Raw genomic sequence first — 14,463 nt, 5'->3', positions numbered from 1 at the left:
AAAGTGGGTATTCTGATCGCGGCCTGTGCGGCGTTTCTGGGGACCCATTTCCTCCTCTCCCACCCCTTGCGAAAGCCACTGGTCGACGCTGTCGGCGAGCGGCTTTTTCTTGGGATCTACTCTCTGGTCGCCTTCGCCACATTGGGCTGGATGGCGCATGTCTATGGACGGATGCCGGACGCAGCACCGCTGTGGGCGGTCGATGACCGCCTGTGGGCGGTCGCCAGCGCGATCATGTTCCTAGCTTCGGTGCTGCTGGTCGGATCGCTGATCGGCAACCCCGCCCTTCCCGACCCAACCGGAAAGCCCAAGGCGGTGCCGCGCCCGCGCGGGGTGTTCGCGATCACCCGTCATCCGATGATGTGGAGCTTTGGCCTGTGGGCGTTGGCGCATATCCTCGTCTTCCCGCAACCGGCGCAGATCGTGCTGGCGTCCAGCATCGGCCTGCTCGCGCTGGTCGGCGCGGCGTTGCAGGACGGCAAGAAGCGACGGCTCCAGCCCGATTTCTGGCCGCGCTGGCAGAATGTGACGAGCTATTGGCCCTTCGTCGCCATCGCACAGGGCCGCGCGCAGGGTGCCGCGGCCTGGCCGGGTACGATCGCGCTGGTCGGCGGCACATTCCTGTGGCTCGGCGCGACCTGGGCGCATCTTCCGCTGGCGGATATGCCGGCGGGCGTGTGGCGCTGGCTAAGCTAGGGCCGCCTCGATCGCGTGGTGGATATCAGTGGCGTAGGCGACCAAGGTAACGTGTAGATCCGTTCGCTCCTGGATCGCTGCACGACTTTCGCGCACCGCGATGATCGCGGCTTGATCAATCGGATAGCGAAATACGCCACAACTGATCGCAGGGAACGCGATGCTTGTGATCCCTCGCTCCGCAGCGATTTCGAAGCAGCGCCGGTAGCAGCGGGCCAGAAGCTCGGCCTCTCCCTTCGCCCCGCCCTGCCACACCGGGCCGACCGTATGGATGATGTATCGCGCGGGAAGCGCATAGCCCCCCGTGATCTTCGCATCGCCGGTCTTGCAGCCGCCCAGGGAGTAGAGCTTCCGGCATTCCTCCAAGAGTCCAGGTCCAGCCGCACGATGGATCGCGCCATCGACGCCTCCCCCTCCCAACAACGAGCTGTTTGCCGCGTTGACGATGGCGTCTACGGCGATTTTGGTGATGTCGGTCTGGACCAGTTCGATGCGCATGATGCACCGTTTCGACCGCGCCTTCGCATGGGTCAAGGCGCTGACAGCGACTCTTCAGGAATGTCGATGAGGCTCGCCGCAACCAAATCGTTTCGCGGGTGTTCCAACGCGATGCGTACAATTTGCGACACTCTTTTGGTGGACGGGCCGAGCGGTGCTGGCCATTTTCGGGGCATGATCGTTCGCCCCTTCCTGATCCTCGGCATGGCCGCGCTCCCGCTTGCCGGCTGTGCGGCGGGCCCCGACTACCGCCCCGGTACCGCCGCGCAGCTTGGCGTCCCGCCCGCTTTCTCGGTCGCGGCGGACCAGCAGGCGCAGGCCGACCTGCAACGCTGGTGGACCGCATTCAATGACCCGATGTTGTCCGGGCTGGTCGAGCAAGCGGCGACGCAAAATCTGGACGTGGCACAGGCGGTCACCCGGCTGCGTCAGGCGCGCGAGGCACTGGTCCAGTCGCGTGCATCGCTCCTCCCCTCGGTCAGCGCAAGCGGCGGCGCATCGCGGAGCGAGCCGATCCGCGGCACGAGCACGCAGGTCACCCTGCCCGACGGCACCATCACCAGCGTGTCGCAGGGCGGCAGCTCCAGCTTTTCGCTCGGCGGCGACGTCAATTATCAGCTCGACCTGTTCGGTGGCGTCCGGCGCGGGGTCGAGGCAAGCCGCGCGCAGCTGGAGGCATCGGGCTACAGCTATGCCGCGACGTTGGTGTCGATTCAGGGCGAGATCGCACGCAACTATATCCTCGCCCGCGCCGGTCAGGCGCAGCTCGCCAATGCGCGTGAGAGCCTGACCATTCAGGACGACAATCTCGAAATTGCGGGGTTCCGCGTGCAGGCGGGCCTCGTCTCCTCGCTCGATCAGGAACAGGCGCGCGCCACCCGCGCACAGACCGCCGCGTCGATCCCGTCGATCGAGGCAAGCTATAACAGCGCGGTCTCGCGCCTCGGCGTGCTGACCGGACAGGCGCCCGGCGCGCTCAAGGCACAGATGGAGGCGGTGCGCCCGATCCCGCAGGGGCCGGAGCGGATCGCGGTCGGCATCCCTGCCGATACGCTGCGCCAGCGGCCCGATGTGCGGCTCGCCGAACGCAACCTCGCCGCCGCCGTCGCGCAGATCGGCGTGTCGCAGGCGCAGCTCTACCCGCAGCTTTCGCTCGGCGGGAGCATCGATGCGGGCGCGGGCAATATCGGCGGCCTGTTCGACGTGATCACCGGCCGCGTATTCGCCAATATCGCCCAGACGATCTTCGACGCCGGCCGCACCCGCGCGCAGGTGCGATCGGCGCAGGCGGCCGCGGATGGTGCCTTCTACGCCTATAAGCAGACTGTGCTGATCGGCATCGAAGAGGTCGAGAATGCGGTCGTCGCGCTGCAGACCGCACAGGCGCGTGAGCGCGAGTTCATCATCGCGCTGGATGCCGCCAACAACAGCGCGATCCTGTCGCGCAGTTCCTACCGCGCGGGCCTCGCCGATTTCCTGACGCTCAGCCAGTCCGAGGCGTCGCTGATCTCCGCACGCAACGGGCTCAACCAGGCGCGGTCGGACAAGGCATCGGCGCTGATCCAGCTTTATCTCGCACTCGGCGGCGGCTGGGATGCCAGCGCCGCGCCGACCCCCGACAGCGTCGCGCCCCCGCCGCCCGCTACCCCCACCGCCCCCGAAACGACCGGAAGCAATTGATGGCCGACGCTGCAAATCCCAAGATCGACGAGTTTCTCGGCGGTAAGACGACCCCGGTCTGGCAACGCTACGCCAAATGGATCGCGCTCGCCTTGGTGATCGTCGCCGTCCTGTTCGGCGCGTGGAAGATGTTCGGCGGGACCGAGGAAGCGGGCTATGCGACGCGCGCGGTCGAAAAGGGATCGCTGACCGTCACCGTCTCCGCAACCGGCAAGCTCGCCCCGACCAATCAGGTTCAGGTCGGCTCGGAATTGTCGGGTCTGGTCAACCGCGTGCTGGTCGACGTCAACGACCGGGTAACGGCGGGCCAGCCGCTCGCGCTGATCGATCCCGAACGGCTTGATGACGCGATCACTCAGGCACAGGCATCGGTCGCCGCCGCACAGGCGACGGTCGCGCAGAATCAGGCGACGCTGACCGAGGCGCGCAGCCAGCTCGCCCGGTTCGAGGAAGTCAGCCGCCTGTCGGGCGGCCGCGTGCCGGCCAAGACCGAGCTCGACAATGCCCGCGCCGCCGTGACGCGTGCGGCGGCGACGGTGCGCGCCAGCCAGGCGCAGGTCACCTCGCAACAGGCCGCTTTGCGCTCGGCCACCACCCAGCGGAACAAGGCGATCATCCGCTCGCCCGTCAACGGCGTGGTGCTCGCGCGGCAGGTCGAGCCCGGCCAGACCGTCGCGGCATCGTTCAACACCCCGACTTTGTTCGTGATCGCCGAGGATCTCAGCGCGATGGAGCTGGAAGTCGCGATCGACGAGGCCGATGTCGGTCAGGTCAAGCAGGGGCAAAAGGCGAGCTTCACCGTCGATGCCTTCCCCGGCCACACCTTCCCCGCAATCATCCAGCGCGTCGATGTCGGCTCCAACCTGTCAGCGCAGGCGAGCACCACGACGACCACCACGACGGCGCAGGTGGTGTCCTATGCTGCCACGCTGTCGGTCGCCAATCCGGAGCAGAAGCTCCGCCCCGGCATGACCGCAACGGCGGAGATCATCACGCTGCAGAAGAACAATGTCCTGCTGGTTCCCAACGCGGCGCTGCGCTTTACCCCCAGCGCGGGCGGTCAGGAAGCAACAAAGGGCGGCGGCATGGCCGGTGCGCTGGTGCCGGGGCGCCGGCGCCGGGGCGGAGACAATGAGAAGTCCGCAACGATCCAGCGCGGTGCCAAGCAGACCGTCTATGTGAAGGGCGAAGACGGCCAGCCCCAGCCGATCGAAGTGACCACCGGCGACACCAACGGACAAGTGACCGAAGTGCTGTCCGGCAACCTCAAGCCCGGCATGGAAGTCATCACCGGCCAGTTTTCGGGTGAGAGCGGCGGGAGCGCCAAGCGCTCGGGCGGCGGCTCCGGTGGGGGCCAGCGCAAGGCGGGGGCGTCGGGTGGCTGATCCGATCATCCGCCTGCGCGGCGTCACCAAGACCTATGGCGAGGGGCCGACCGCGTTTCAGGCGCTCAAGGGCATCGACCTCGACATCGAACAGGGCGATTTCGTCGCGGTGATGGGGCCGTCGGGCTCGGGCAAGTCGACGACGATGAACATCCTCGGCTGCCTCGACGTGCCGAGCGCAGGCGAGTTCCTGTTCAAGAATGTCCATGTCGAAGCGCTCGACCGCGACCAGCGTGCCTTGCTGCGCCGCCGCTACCTCGGCTTCGTGTTCCAAGGGTTCAACCTGCTCAGCCGCACCAGCGCGCTGGAGAATGTCGAACTGCCACTGTTGTATCGTGGCGAGGACAAGAAGACGCGGCACATGCTCGGCATGGCCGCGCTGGAGAAGGTCGGGCTCGACAAATGGTGGGACCATACCCCCGCCGAACTGTCGGGCGGCCAGCAGCAGCGCGTCGCCATCGCCCGCGCGATCGTCACCAGCCCGGCGGTGCTGCTCGCCGACGAGCCGACCGGAAACCTCGATTCGGAACGGTCGGTGGAGATCATGCAATTGCTGACCGGCCTCAACAAGGACAGCGACATCACCGTCCTGATGGTCACCCATGAATCGGAGATGGCGGCGTTCGCGCGGACCATCGTCCACTTCAAGGACGGGCTGGTTGAGCGGGTCGAGACGGGCCTGAAGGCGGGGGTTCACGCCTGATGCTCGGCACCACCTTCACCCTCGCGATCCGGTCGATCCTGCGCCACAAATTGCGCTCGTTCCTTACGACGCTCGGCATCATCATCGGTGTTGCTGCAGTCGTAGCGATGGTTACGCTCGGCAATGCGACGACCGCAGCGGTGCAGCAACAGATCGCCAGCCTCGGCACCAACATCCTTCAGGTGCGCCCGGGTCAGGGCTTTGGCCGCGGCGGCGGCGGGCCGCGTCCGCCCGATTTCGAGCAGCAGGATGTGGAGGCGATCAGCGAACAGATCGCCGGCGTCACCGCCGTCGCTCCGCAGGCGCAGGCGACCGGCACCGCGATCTATAACGGGGCAAACTGGTCGACCACGATCAACGGCACCACCAACGCCTTTTTCCAGGTCCAGCCCTGGCCGCTGACCGGCGGCCGAACCTTCTCTTCGGCAGAGGAGGCGGCGGGCAAGGCGGTGTGCATCATCGGCAATACCGTGCGCCAGAACCTGTTCCGCGGCGGCGAGGCGATCGGGCGGCGGATCCGGATCAACGACGTGTCGTGCGACGTGATCGGCACGCTCTCGACGCGCGGTCAGGCCGGCTTTGGCGGCGATCAGGACGATGTCGTGATCATGCCGATCAAGACGGTGCAGCGACGTTTTTCGGGCAATCGCGACATTCGCGTGATGCTGGTGGGCGTGGACAGCGCCTATGATTCTGCAGCGGTGCAGGCGTCGCTGAGCGACCTGTTGCGCGAGCGGCGCGGGATCGAGGCGGGCGAGCAGGACAATTTCAACATCTTCGACACCGCGCAGATCAGCGCGACGCTGACCGGCACTACCCAGTTGCTGACCAGCATCGTGGCCACGGTTGCCGCGATCAGCCTGATCGTCGGCGGCATCGGCATCATGAACATCATGCTGGTGAGCGTGACCGAGCGGACGCGCGAAATCGGCATCCGCCTCGCCATCGGCGCGGTCGCGCGTGAGGTGCTGATGCAATTCCTTGTCGAGGCGATCGTGCTGTCGATGCTAGGCGGAGTCATGGGGCTGCTGGTGGCGCAGGTGGCGGTCGCCGCGCTGACGCCGTTGATGCAGGTGCCATGGACGTTTGATCTTCAGATCAACATCATCGCCTTTGCCATCGCAGCGGGGATCGGGGTGGTGTTCGGATATTTCCCGGCACGCCGCGCGGCGAGCCTCAACCCGATCGACGCGCTGCGGCACGAGTGATTTTTAGCTGAACTGGAGGAGTACCAACCCGCCCGCGAGAACGACCGCCGCAACGATCCGCCGCGCGCCGAATCCTTCGCCGAGCATCCACGCGCCCATCAGCGCGGCCCACACCACCGCCGTTTCGCGCAGCGCCGAGACCTTCGCGACCTCCATCAGCGAGAAGGCGTAGAGCGCGGAGCCGAACGAGACGCTCGACAGCGCCCCCGCCGCGACACCGTGCTTCCACGTCGCCTGCACCGCCCGCCGCAGCTCCCGACGGCGCAGCAGCAGGGCGGTGGTGGTGATGCACACGCTATCGAGCATGAACAGCCATACGATATAGGTGAATGGGCTCGGCGCGACGCGCACGCCGCGCGCGTCGGCCATGTTATACAGCGCGACCCCGATCGCCGTCGCAAACGCCCAGCCGAGCGCGACCTTGTCGGGATGCGCGGCGATCGACACCCCGCGCGCGGGCAGCGCGAACACGATCACCGCCCCGGCCGCGAGCATCAGCCCGACCCAGCCGATCAGCGGCAACTGCTCACGCAGCACCAGCACCGCGAACCCTGCGGTCAGCAGCGGCGCGGCGCCGCGCATGATCGGGAAGACGAGGCTCAGATCGCCGCGCTGCATCGCCCGAACCAGGCAGATCTGATAGGCGAAATGCGCCGGTACCGCCCAGGCGAGCGCGGTCCAGGTCGCGGCATCGGGCAGCGGCACGATCAGCGCGAACGGGGCGATCACGATTGCGGCGCTCGATGACAGCACCGCACGCCCGACCAGAATGTCCTCCCCCCGCTTCACCGCCATATTGGCGAGCGCCAGCGTGAACGCGGAGATCAGGCCCAGCGCGATCGCCAGCGTCTGATCAGCCATGCGCCAGCTTTGCCAGATCCTCCGGCGTGTCGATGTCGATCAGCTCGGCCGGCGGGGCGACGATATGATGCCCGCGCCGCACCAGATCGCGCGCGCCGACATCGCCGCGCGCAGCGAGCAAGGCCGGGAAATGCGCGCGGCCGAACAGAACCGGCGGGCGCGGGATGACGCCATCGCTGGACGCGACGATCGCCTCGTCGCCGCGCGCATCGTCGAGCAGGCGATAGATTTGCGTCGCGGTGACGCGGGGCATGTCGGCGAGCGCGATCACCACCGCATCGGGATCATGCTGCGCCGCTGCCTCAACGCCAAGGCGCAGCGAGCGCCCCAGCCCGGCAGCGGGGTCGTCATTGGTGACGACGCTGTACCCGCAGCTCGCGAGATCGAGCGCCGTGCCCGCGACTACACCGATGCGCGAGCAGAACGGGATCGCCTCCAGCGCCACCACCACATGCAGCCCGAGCGGGCGGCCGAGATACGGCACGGTCAGCTTGTCCACGTCGCCAAAGCGCAACGATCGGCCAGCGGCGAGCAGGATGAGCGCAGTACGTTCGGGCGCGATCATGCGTGCAGTGCCCGGACCATGCCTGCCGCGATCGACAATGCGATCTCCGCCGGGCCGACCGCGCCGATGTCGATCCCCGCCGGTCCCTCGACCTGGTCGATCTGCTCGGAGGTCAGGCCCGCCTCGGCCAGCCGCTCGCGCCGCGCCGCATGGCTCTTGCGCGACCCGAGCGCGGCGACATAGCCCGCCCCGCCGTTCAGCGCGGCGAACAACGCCGGATCATCGATCTTGGGATCATGGCTCAGCGTGACCACGGCAGTCGCGCCATCCGGACGCAGCGCCGCGACCGCCTCATCGGGCCAGCGATCGTCCAGCGTGACGCCGGGGAAGCGCTCGGGCGTCAGGAATCGCCCGCGCGGATCGATCACCACCGTGGCGATGCCAAGTTCGCGCGCGAGGCCGGCGAGCACCTGCGCGATCTGCACCGCGCCGACGATCAGCAACCGACGCGGCGGTTCGTAGCGGTTGATAAAGGCGTCGGGCAGCGGGTCGAGGCTGCTGCGCCCGGTTGCGAGGTCGGTGGCGACCGCGAGGCCCCTGCCCGCTTCGCGCGCCTTCGCAATCGCATCGAACAGCGCCGGGTCGAAGCCGTCGGGCGCGACCGGCTGGACCATCACCTCGATCTCGCCGCCGCATGGCAGTCCGACTTCCCACGCCGCCGCGTCGGCCACGCCATAACGACGCAGCGCGAACGGCGCGCCAGCGATCACCTCTGCGGAGACCGCCATGATGTCCGCCTCGACGCAGCCACCCGACACCGATCCTTCGAACCGCCCATCTTCATGGACCAGCAGGTGGCTGCCGCGCGGGCGCGGGGCCGAACCCCAGGTCGACACCACCGTCGCCAGCGCCATCCGCGCGCCCGCCCACCCGCGCGCTGCGGCGATCACGCTGTCGTTATCGGCCATGGTGCCTCCATATTGTCATCCGAATCACCTAGCCGCCGGAATGAACTGGTGGAGATAGGACGATGACTGGGATGTTGCGAGCGGCGCTGGTGCTGGCCATGATTGCAACGCCCGCACTCGCCAAGGAGGCCGCCATCTCGTCCAAGCCTATCGTCATCGCGCATCGCGGCGCCAGCGGGGAGCGGCCCGAGCATACGCTCGCCGCCTACACCCTCGCGATCGATCAGGGTGCAGACTTTATCGAACCAGATCTGGTGGTGACCAAGGACGGCCAGCTGGTCGCGCGGCACGAGAACGACATCACCGGCACTACCGATGTGTCGAGCCGCAAGGAATTCGCCGACCGCAAGCGCACCAAGCTGATCGACGGCACCAGCCATACCGGCTGGTTTACCGAGGATTTCACGCTCGCCGAACTCAAGACGCTGCGCGCGAAGGAGCGGCTGGCGCTGCTGCGCCGGGGCAACACCAAATATGACGGCCAGTTCGAGGTGCCGACGCTGCGCGAGATCATCGCGCTGGCCAAAGCCGCGACCGCGAAGACCGGGCGCACGATCGGCATCTATCCGGAGACCAAGCACCCCAGCTATTTCGCGTCGATCGGCCTGCCGATGGAAGCGCTGCTGGTCGCGGAGCTGAAGGCGGCGGGATGGGACCGCGCCGATGCGCCGGTGTTCATCCAGTCGTTCGAGGTGAATAATCTCAAGGCGCTGAAGCAGCTGACCCCGGTCAAGCTGATCCAGCTGATGGCGGCCGAGGGCGGCCCGGCGGACAAGGCGCACCCCAGCTACGCGGCGATGGCGACGCCGGAGGGGCTGAAGGCGGTCGCGGCCTATGCCGCCGGTATCGGTCCGCACAAGGACATGGTGGTTGCGGGCGACGGCGCCGTCTCCGCGCTGGTCTCCGACGCGCATGGCGTTGGGCTGAAGGTCCACCCCTGGACGTTCCGCGCCGAAAATTACTTCCTGCCGTCGCGCCTGCGCAAGGGGATCAATCCCGCCGGACATGGCGACATGGCCGCCGAAATTGCGCGATTCCTCGATGCCGGTGTGGATGGTTTATTCACCGATTACCCCTATCTGGGTGTCGAGGCACGCGACCGGCAATCCCGCCGTCGGGCTGAATGAGGGACCGCGCGATGCGCAAGAACCTGATTGTTGCTGTCGCGGTTCTGCCGCTGCTGTCCGGCGGCTGCGTCGCCAAGACCGCATTCGACGTCGTCACCGCGCCGGTAAAGGTCGTGGGCAAGGCCGCCGACTGGGCAACCACCAGCCAGGACGAATCCGACCGCAATTACGGCCGCAAGATGCGCGAGAAAGAGGCCAAGGAAGGCCGCGAGCGCAAGAAGCAGGACGAAAAGTGCCGCAAGGATCCCGACGAATGCGATTGATGCGCCGCCGCGCTTCCATCACCCGCTTGCCCTGAGCCTGTCGAAGGGCCGAAGACCACCAGTCGTGGGTCTGGTGCTTCGACAAGCTCAGCACAAACGGAGGTTGGTGCACAGCCGCTAGGCTGCTGCACTCCGTCCCAAAGTCTGCGCAATCGCGCGCAGCACCTGCGGCTTCATCTGCACCCACAAATGGCTCGAATCGACTTCGATCGATCGCGCGGTTTCGCAGTCCGGCTCGTGGCAGATCGCGCCGTTGACCAGCCCGTCGCTCGCACTCCAGATCGCGGTTGCGGGGACGGGCAAGGGCGAGGACGCCTCCTCCAGCATCGCGCGCACCGCCGGATCGTCGGCGCGCTGGCCGCTGACCAGTTCGAACACGCGCCAGACATTGGTCGCGGTGGGCAGGCCGGCGAAGGGCGAGCTGACCGTAATCACCTCGCGTACCAGCTCTGGATGGCGATGCGCCGCGATCCGCGCCATGATTCCGCCGAGCGAGACGCCGACCAAGGTCACCGTTTCCCCGGTTTCCTCGTGAACCTGCGCGATCCGCTCGAACAGGCGCTCGCCCTCCGCCCCGATCGCGCGCGCGCCGAAATTACGCCCCAACGCCCACGGATAGGCGCGATACCCGAGCGCATCGAGATACCGGCGCATGACGATGTTGCTCAGGTCGCTGTTGACCAGCCCCGGCAACGTCATCACCGGCCGCCCGTCGCCGCGCGGCTCGGCCAGCAGCTCCTTCCATGCAAAGGGCAGCGCCCCTACCGACAGCGCAGCGCGCGGCCATTCGGCGAGCAGCGCGGAGGCCGGTGGCGCCTTGGCGTCGAGATTCACGGGCATCGCATCACTCCTCGCCGACACAATCTCCGGCAAACCCCTCGGTTCCGCGTGTCGCGCACCCATGCTATGCTGCGGACATGACGAGTGAAACCCATGTTCTTGAACGCCCGCCGGAAGGCGCGGGCACCGATTGGACCATCCCGCAGAATTGGGATGCCTTCACGGCTGAAGACCATGCCGTGTGGGACACGCTGTACGAACGCCAGATCAAGCTGCTCCCCGGTCGCGCGTCAAAAGCATTCCTGCGCGGGCTCGATCTGCTCAAGCTGTCCGAAAGCGGCATTCCCAATTTCGAGGATCTGTCCGAACGGCTGATGAAGGCGACGGGGTGGCAGGTCGTTGCCGTCCCCGGGCTCGTCCCCGACGATGTGTTCTTCGATCACATGGCCAATCGCCGCTTCGTCGCGGGCAATTTCATCCGCCGCGCCGACCAGCTCGATTATCTGCAGGAGCCGGACGTCTTCCACGACGTGTTCGGCCATGTCCCGCTGCTCGCCGACCCGGTGTTCGCCGATTATATGGAGGCTTATGGCCGCGGTGGCCTGCGCGCGCTGGAACATGGCGCGCTCAAGCAGCTCTCGCGCCTCTACTGGTACACGGTCGAATTCGGGCTGATCCAGGAGGATGACGATCTGCGCATCTATGGCGCCGGGATCGTGTCGAGCTATGGCGAGAGCCGCTTCGCGCTCGACAGCGACAGCCCGAACCGGATCGGCTTCGACCTCAAGCGCGTGATGCGGACCAACTACCGCATCGACGATTTCCAGCAGAATTACTTCGTCATCCCCAGCTTCGACGAACTGCTACGCGTCACGATCGAAACCGACTTTGCGCCGCTCTACGACGAGATCCTGGCTCAGCCGGATATCGCCATCGCCGCGATCAAGCCGGACGACCGGGTGATCACGCTGGGGACGCAGGAATACGCACGGAGCCGCGACGCGGCCTGAAACCCCTCATCGTCGCCCCGGGCTTGACCCGGGGCCGGGCTGTTCTTGATGAAGAAGAAGCCCTGTCCCCGGCTCAAGGCCGGGACGACGAGAGGCTCACCAGCTCCCAAACCCCGGAGCCAGCCCCTGCCCGTCCGGCCCGGGCCGCGTCGTCCGGCCCCAGCCATAGCGCGTGCGCTTGCGCAGCCGCAGCGTCGGCCAGTCGCCCATCGGGGTCTTGCCCGCCAGCCGCAGGCCGTGGCGGCGATACGCCCCCGCGACGCGCTCCGCCTGTGTCTCCAGCAAGCCGGCCAGGATCAGCGTCCCGCCCTCGGCCAGCACCGCGCTGATGCTCGGCGCGAGTTCGATCAGCGGCCCGGCCAGCACATTCGCGATGACGAGGTCATAGGGCGCGCGGCCGGTGAGCAGCGGATGCTCAAGCCCCGCCGCTGCGGCGAGCGCGAGTTGCCCCTGCATCACGCCAAGCGGCACGCCGTTGATGACGGCATTCTCCTCCGTGACCTCGACCGACACCGGATCGATGTCCGATGCGGTGGCGTAGGCACGCGGCCACAAATGCATCGCGGCAAAGGCGAGCAGCCCGGTGCCGGTGCCGATATCGATGAGATTGTCGACCCGCTCGCCCCGCGTCCGCATCGCATCGAGCGTGCGCAGGCATCCCGCGGTCGTTTCATGCGTGCCAGTGCCGAATGCCCGGCTGGCCTCGATCTGGAAGGTCTTGGCGCCCTCAGGCACCTCGCCCCGATTGGTCGAGGTGTGGACATAGAAGCGACCGGCATGGACCGGCGCGATCCCTTGCTGGCTCAGCGTTACCCAATCCTCGTCCGGGATCTGCTCGATGACCTCCTTCGCCTTCTTCGCGCTGGGGGCCAGCGTGCGGATGGCGGCGATGTCGGCCTTGCCCGGTTTCGCCTCGAAATAGGCCTCCAGCTGCCAGGCGAGCGGATCGTCGGGAATCGTCTCGCTGGTCAGCAACACCGGCGCCGGGTCGATGCCGAGCAACTCCGCGCCCTCGAAATCAATCGCCTCAGCCTCGTCGCGGGTGCACGGCAGAGTCAGTTTCCAGCTGGTCATCGTGACTGCTCCTTCGCCAGCCGTGCATCCAGGCGCGCGCGTGCCCCGGCGGCGTAGGTGGCGCAGCCCGTGGCATCGATCAGCGACGCAGTTCCAGCGAGGCGGGCGTGGAAGTCGCTCGCGCCGGGGTGTGGGGTGATCAGGATATCGCAATCCAGCCCCGCCAGCCGGTCGAGACCGGCGCGGAAGGCGGCGACATAGGCCGGGTGGTCGGAAAAGCGGTAGCTGTCATTGGACAGCGCGCTGATGCTGTCGGCGTACACGATGTTGCGGCACTCCGCGCCCGCACAGCTGCGCCACGACCAGCTGGTCGATCCCGGCGTATGGCCGGGTGTCGCATGGGCGGTGAGCGCGAGCGGGCCGAGCCGCACCACCTCGCCGTCGGCGACAATTCCATCGACACGCGCGCCGGGAAATTTGGCGTTCATGCCCAGCTGTGGATCGTCCGGCGACGCCTCTCCGCTTTCCAGCGCGGCGCGCGCGGGGGCGCGGGCGAGCAGGCGCGCGCCGGTCATCCGCTGGAGCGCGCCGATCCCGCCGGCATGGTCGAGATGCTCATGCCCGTTGAGGATGATCTTCACGTCTGAGAGCTTGAACCCCAGCCGTTCGATATTGCGCGCGATGCCGGGTGCGGCTTTGTCGGTCGCCGCGTCGATCAGGATGTGACCTGCATCCGACGTGACCAGCAGCGCGACGATGCCGCAGGTGCCGACCTGCCAGACATTGGCGTACACCTGCACCGGCGGCGCAGCATCGCTCCAGCCGTCGCGGTCCTTGCATTGCGCGACATGCTCCTTGCCGGATACGGCGCCGGCGGGCGCGCTTGCCTGCGGAACGGGTGCCGCCGCCGCGCATCCGCCGAGCGCTACGGCCAGCAGCGCGCCCTTAACGGACATAGCTCGCCCCGTTCACGTCGAGCACCGCGCCGGTCATCGACGGCGGGGCCTCCAGCGCGCAGAAACGGGCCATGGTCGCGACCTCATCGGGCATCGCGACACGGCCGAGCGGGATGTCGGCGAGCAATTTGTCGCCGCCGCGGCTGGCCAGATAATCCTCCGCCATGCCGGTCATGGTGAAGCCGGGGCAAATAGCGAAGGCGAGGATGCCCTCCTTCGCATAGCCCCGCGCGATGCTCTTGGTCATGCCGATCATGCCCGCCTTCGACGCGGCATAATGCCAATGCGCCGGCGAGTCGCCGCGATAGGCGGCGCGGCTGGCGATGTTGATCAGACGGCCACCCTCACCCCGCTCCTGCCAGTGCCTGACCGCAAAGCGGCTGAGCTGGGCCGAGGCGGTCAGGTTGACCTGCATCGTCCGCTCCCACGCGGCCAGCCAGGCGTCGTCGTCGAGGTCGATCGGTGCGGCTTCGAAAATCCCGGCATTGTTGATCAGCACATCGATCCGCCCGTCGAGCTGGTCGAGCGCGGCCTGCCACAATGCGGCCGGCGCGGCGGGGTCGGTGAAATCGGCGGGAATGCCGCTCGCCGTCCCCTGCCCGACCGCGCGCACGTCACGACCGTCAAAGCTGGAGAGGATCGCGGCGCCAATGCCGCGGCTGGCGCCGGTGATCAGGATATGGGTCGTCATGGCGACCCGGTTAGTCGGAACGCTCGGCTTCGTCACCCCCGATCAAGTCTCCCCTCCCGCTTGCGGGAGGGGACGAGGGAGGGCCTGTCACAACAGGCTTTTCTCCGTGTGGACAGGC

At 67.4% G+C, this 14,463-nt stretch carries 16 protein-coding genes; 8 read left to right on the top strand and 8 right to left on the bottom strand.

What is annotated here, in order from left to right:
- The first annotated feature begins 3 nt into the window (after nucleotides 1-3).
- Complete coding sequence (locus VGN66_RS06560) at nucleotides 4-696, top strand: NnrU family protein (RefSeq protein ID WP_327518048.1); 693 nt, start codon at nucleotides 4-6, stop codon at nucleotides 694-696.
- On the opposite strand, the gene VGN66_RS06555 is transcribed toward VGN66_RS06560, so the two are convergent.
- The gene (locus VGN66_RS06555) at nucleotides 688-1,194 is read right to left on the bottom strand and encodes an O-acetyl-ADP-ribose deacetylase (RefSeq protein ID WP_327518047.1); all 507 of its coding nucleotides are present in this window, start codon (nucleotides 1,192-1,194) and stop codon (nucleotides 688-690) included. The two genes, VGN66_RS06560 and VGN66_RS06555, sit on opposite strands and share 9 nt — an antisense overlap.
- A 174-nt stretch (nucleotides 1,195-1,368) precedes the next feature.
- On the opposite strand from VGN66_RS06555, the gene VGN66_RS06550 reads away from it, so the two are divergent.
- The 4 genes from VGN66_RS06550 to VGN66_RS06535 are packed head-to-tail and all read left to right on the top strand — an operon-like array spanning nucleotide 1,369 to nucleotide 6,170.
- Complete coding sequence (locus VGN66_RS06550; RefSeq protein ID WP_327518046.1) at nucleotides 1,369-2,874, top strand: efflux transporter outer membrane subunit; 1,506 nt, start codon at nucleotides 1,369-1,371, stop codon at nucleotides 2,872-2,874.
- The gene (locus VGN66_RS06545) at nucleotides 2,874-4,259 is read left to right on the top strand and encodes an efflux RND transporter periplasmic adaptor subunit (protein ID WP_327518045.1); all 1,386 of its coding nucleotides are present in this window, start codon (nucleotides 2,874-2,876) and stop codon (nucleotides 4,257-4,259) included. The genes VGN66_RS06550 and VGN66_RS06545 overlap by 1 nt, the downstream gene beginning before the upstream one ends.
- Nucleotides 4,252-4,962: an ABC transporter ATP-binding protein gene (locus tag VGN66_RS06540; protein ID WP_327518044.1), complete on the top strand. Its 711-nt coding sequence runs from the start codon at nucleotides 4,252-4,254 to the stop codon at nucleotides 4,960-4,962. The genes VGN66_RS06545 and VGN66_RS06540 overlap by 8 nt, the downstream gene beginning before the upstream one ends.
- A complete protein-coding gene (locus tag VGN66_RS06535; protein ID WP_327518043.1) occupies nucleotides 4,962-6,170 on the top strand; it encodes an ABC transporter permease in 1,209 nt (402 codons plus the stop codon). Before VGN66_RS06540 ends, VGN66_RS06535 begins: the two co-directional genes overlap by 1 nt.
- A 3-nt stretch (nucleotides 6,171-6,173) precedes the next feature.
- Here the strand turns inward: VGN66_RS06535 and VGN66_RS06530 are convergent, their stop codons facing one another.
- The 3 genes from VGN66_RS06530 to VGN66_RS06520 are packed head-to-tail and all read right to left on the bottom strand — an operon-like array spanning nucleotide 6,174 to nucleotide 8,504.
- Entirely contained in the window at nucleotides 6,174-7,031 is an 858-nt protein-coding gene (locus VGN66_RS06530) for a DMT family transporter (RefSeq protein WP_327518042.1), read from the bottom strand.
- Nucleotides 7,024-7,596, bottom strand: a complete 573-nt coding sequence (locus tag VGN66_RS06525; protein ID WP_327518041.1) for a nucleotidyltransferase family protein — start codon at nucleotides 7,594-7,596, stop codon at nucleotides 7,024-7,026. Before VGN66_RS06525 ends, VGN66_RS06530 begins: the two co-directional genes overlap by 8 nt.
- Nucleotides 7,593-8,504 carry an XdhC family protein gene (locus tag VGN66_RS06520; RefSeq protein WP_327518040.1) on the bottom strand — a complete coding sequence of 304 codons (912 nt, stop codon included), beginning with the start codon at nucleotides 8,502-8,504 and terminating at the stop codon, nucleotides 7,593-7,595. The genes VGN66_RS06525 and VGN66_RS06520 overlap by 4 nt, the downstream gene beginning before the upstream one ends.
- Nucleotides 8,505-8,566: 62 nt before the next feature.
- Between VGN66_RS06520 and VGN66_RS06515 the strand changes: the two genes are divergently transcribed.
- A complete protein-coding gene (locus VGN66_RS06515; RefSeq protein WP_414713182.1) occupies nucleotides 8,567-9,631 on the top strand; it encodes a glycerophosphodiester phosphodiesterase in 1,065 nt (354 codons plus the stop codon).
- 11 nt (nucleotides 9,632-9,642) lie between these two features.
- Complete coding sequence (locus VGN66_RS06510) at nucleotides 9,643-9,894, top strand: hypothetical protein (protein WP_224921456.1); 252 nt, start codon at nucleotides 9,643-9,645, stop codon at nucleotides 9,892-9,894.
- 117 nt (nucleotides 9,895-10,011) lie between these two features.
- Here the strand turns inward: VGN66_RS06510 and VGN66_RS06505 are convergent, their stop codons facing one another.
- Nucleotides 10,012-10,734 carry an alpha/beta fold hydrolase gene (locus tag VGN66_RS06505; RefSeq protein WP_327518039.1) on the bottom strand — a complete coding sequence of 241 codons (723 nt, stop codon included), beginning with the start codon at nucleotides 10,732-10,734 and terminating at the stop codon, nucleotides 10,012-10,014.
- A 77-nt stretch (nucleotides 10,735-10,811) separates the two neighbouring features.
- Here VGN66_RS06505 and phhA point away from each other — a divergent pair, with 77 nt between their 5' ends.
- Complete coding sequence (phhA, locus tag VGN66_RS06500; protein WP_327518038.1) at nucleotides 10,812-11,684, top strand: phenylalanine 4-monooxygenase; 873 nt, start codon at nucleotides 10,812-10,814, stop codon at nucleotides 11,682-11,684.
- 96 nt (nucleotides 11,685-11,780) lie between these two features.
- Here phhA and VGN66_RS06495 read toward each other — a convergent pair whose 3' ends face one another.
- The 3 genes from VGN66_RS06495 to VGN66_RS06485 are packed head-to-tail and all read right to left on the bottom strand — an operon-like array spanning nucleotide 11,781 to nucleotide 14,345.
- Nucleotides 11,781-12,758 (bottom strand): 50S ribosomal protein L11 methyltransferase, encoded by a 978-nt coding sequence (locus VGN66_RS06495; protein WP_327518037.1) that lies wholly within the window; start codon nucleotides 12,756-12,758, stop codon nucleotides 11,781-11,783.
- Nucleotides 12,755-13,654, bottom strand: coding sequence for a subclass B3 metallo-beta-lactamase (gene bla / locus VGN66_RS06490; protein WP_327518036.1), 900 nt, complete (start codon nucleotides 13,652-13,654; stop codon nucleotides 12,755-12,757). The genes VGN66_RS06495 and bla overlap by 4 nt, the downstream gene beginning before the upstream one ends.
- Nucleotides 13,644-14,345, bottom strand: coding sequence for an SDR family oxidoreductase (locus VGN66_RS06485; RefSeq protein WP_327518035.1), 702 nt, complete (start codon nucleotides 14,343-14,345; stop codon nucleotides 13,644-13,646). The genes bla and VGN66_RS06485 overlap by 11 nt, the downstream gene beginning before the upstream one ends.
- Nucleotides 14,346-14,463: the final 118 nt, after the last annotated feature.

Origin of the sequence: Sphingomonas sp. (assembly GCF_035998645.1) — a bacterium.
Classification (GTDB): Bacteria; Pseudomonadota; Alphaproteobacteria; order Sphingomonadales; family Sphingomonadaceae; genus Sphingomonas.
Note: the sequence above shows the minus strand (reverse complement) of the source record. Positions and strands in the feature narration are given on the sequence as shown.

What these genes read in the sequence shown, in the direction of transcription:
- VGN66_RS06555 (WP_327518047.1), bottom strand. Translation starts at nt 1,194, where the DNA reads ATGCGCATCGAACTGGTCCAGACCGACATCACCAAAATCGCCGTAGAC.
- VGN66_RS06550 (WP_327518046.1), top strand. Translation starts at nt 1,369, where the DNA reads ATGATCGTTCGCCCCTTCCTGATCCTCGGCATGGCCGCGCTCCCGCTT.
- VGN66_RS06545 (WP_327518045.1), top strand. Translation starts at nt 2,874, where the DNA reads ATGGCCGACGCTGCAAATCCCAAGATCGACGAGTTTCTCGGCGGTAAG.
- VGN66_RS06535 (WP_327518043.1), top strand. Translation starts at nt 4,962, where the DNA reads ATGCTCGGCACCACCTTCACCCTCGCGATCCGGTCGATCCTGCGCCAC.
- VGN66_RS06530 (WP_327518042.1), bottom strand. Translation starts at nt 7,031, where the DNA reads ATGGCTGATCAGACGCTGGCGATCGCGCTGGGCCTGATCTCCGCGTTC.
- VGN66_RS06525 (WP_327518041.1), bottom strand. Translation starts at nt 7,596, where the DNA reads ATGATCGCGCCCGAACGTACTGCGCTCATCCTGCTCGCCGCTGGCCGA.
- VGN66_RS06520 (WP_327518040.1), bottom strand. Translation starts at nt 8,504, where the DNA reads ATGGCCGATAACGACAGCGTGATCGCCGCAGCGCGCGGGTGGGCGGGC.
- VGN66_RS06515 (WP_414713182.1), top strand. Translation starts at nt 8,567, where the DNA reads ATGACTGGGATGTTGCGAGCGGCGCTGGTGCTGGCCATGATTGCAACG.
- VGN66_RS06510 (WP_224921456.1), top strand. Translation starts at nt 9,643, where the DNA reads ATGCGCAAGAACCTGATTGTTGCTGTCGCGGTTCTGCCGCTGCTGTCC.
- VGN66_RS06505 (WP_327518039.1), bottom strand. Translation starts at nt 10,734, where the DNA reads ATGCCCGTGAATCTCGACGCCAAGGCGCCACCGGCCTCCGCGCTGCTC.
- phhA (WP_327518038.1), top strand. Translation starts at nt 10,812, where the DNA reads ATGACGAGTGAAACCCATGTTCTTGAACGCCCGCCGGAAGGCGCGGGC.
- VGN66_RS06495 (WP_327518037.1), bottom strand. Translation starts at nt 12,758, where the DNA reads ATGACCAGCTGGAAACTGACTCTGCCGTGCACCCGCGACGAGGCTGAG.
- bla (WP_327518036.1), bottom strand. Translation starts at nt 13,654, where the DNA reads ATGTCCGTTAAGGGCGCGCTGCTGGCCGTAGCGCTCGGCGGATGCGCG.
- VGN66_RS06485 (WP_327518035.1), bottom strand. Translation starts at nt 14,345, where the DNA reads ATGACGACCCATATCCTGATCACCGGCGCCAGCCGCGGCATTGGCGCC.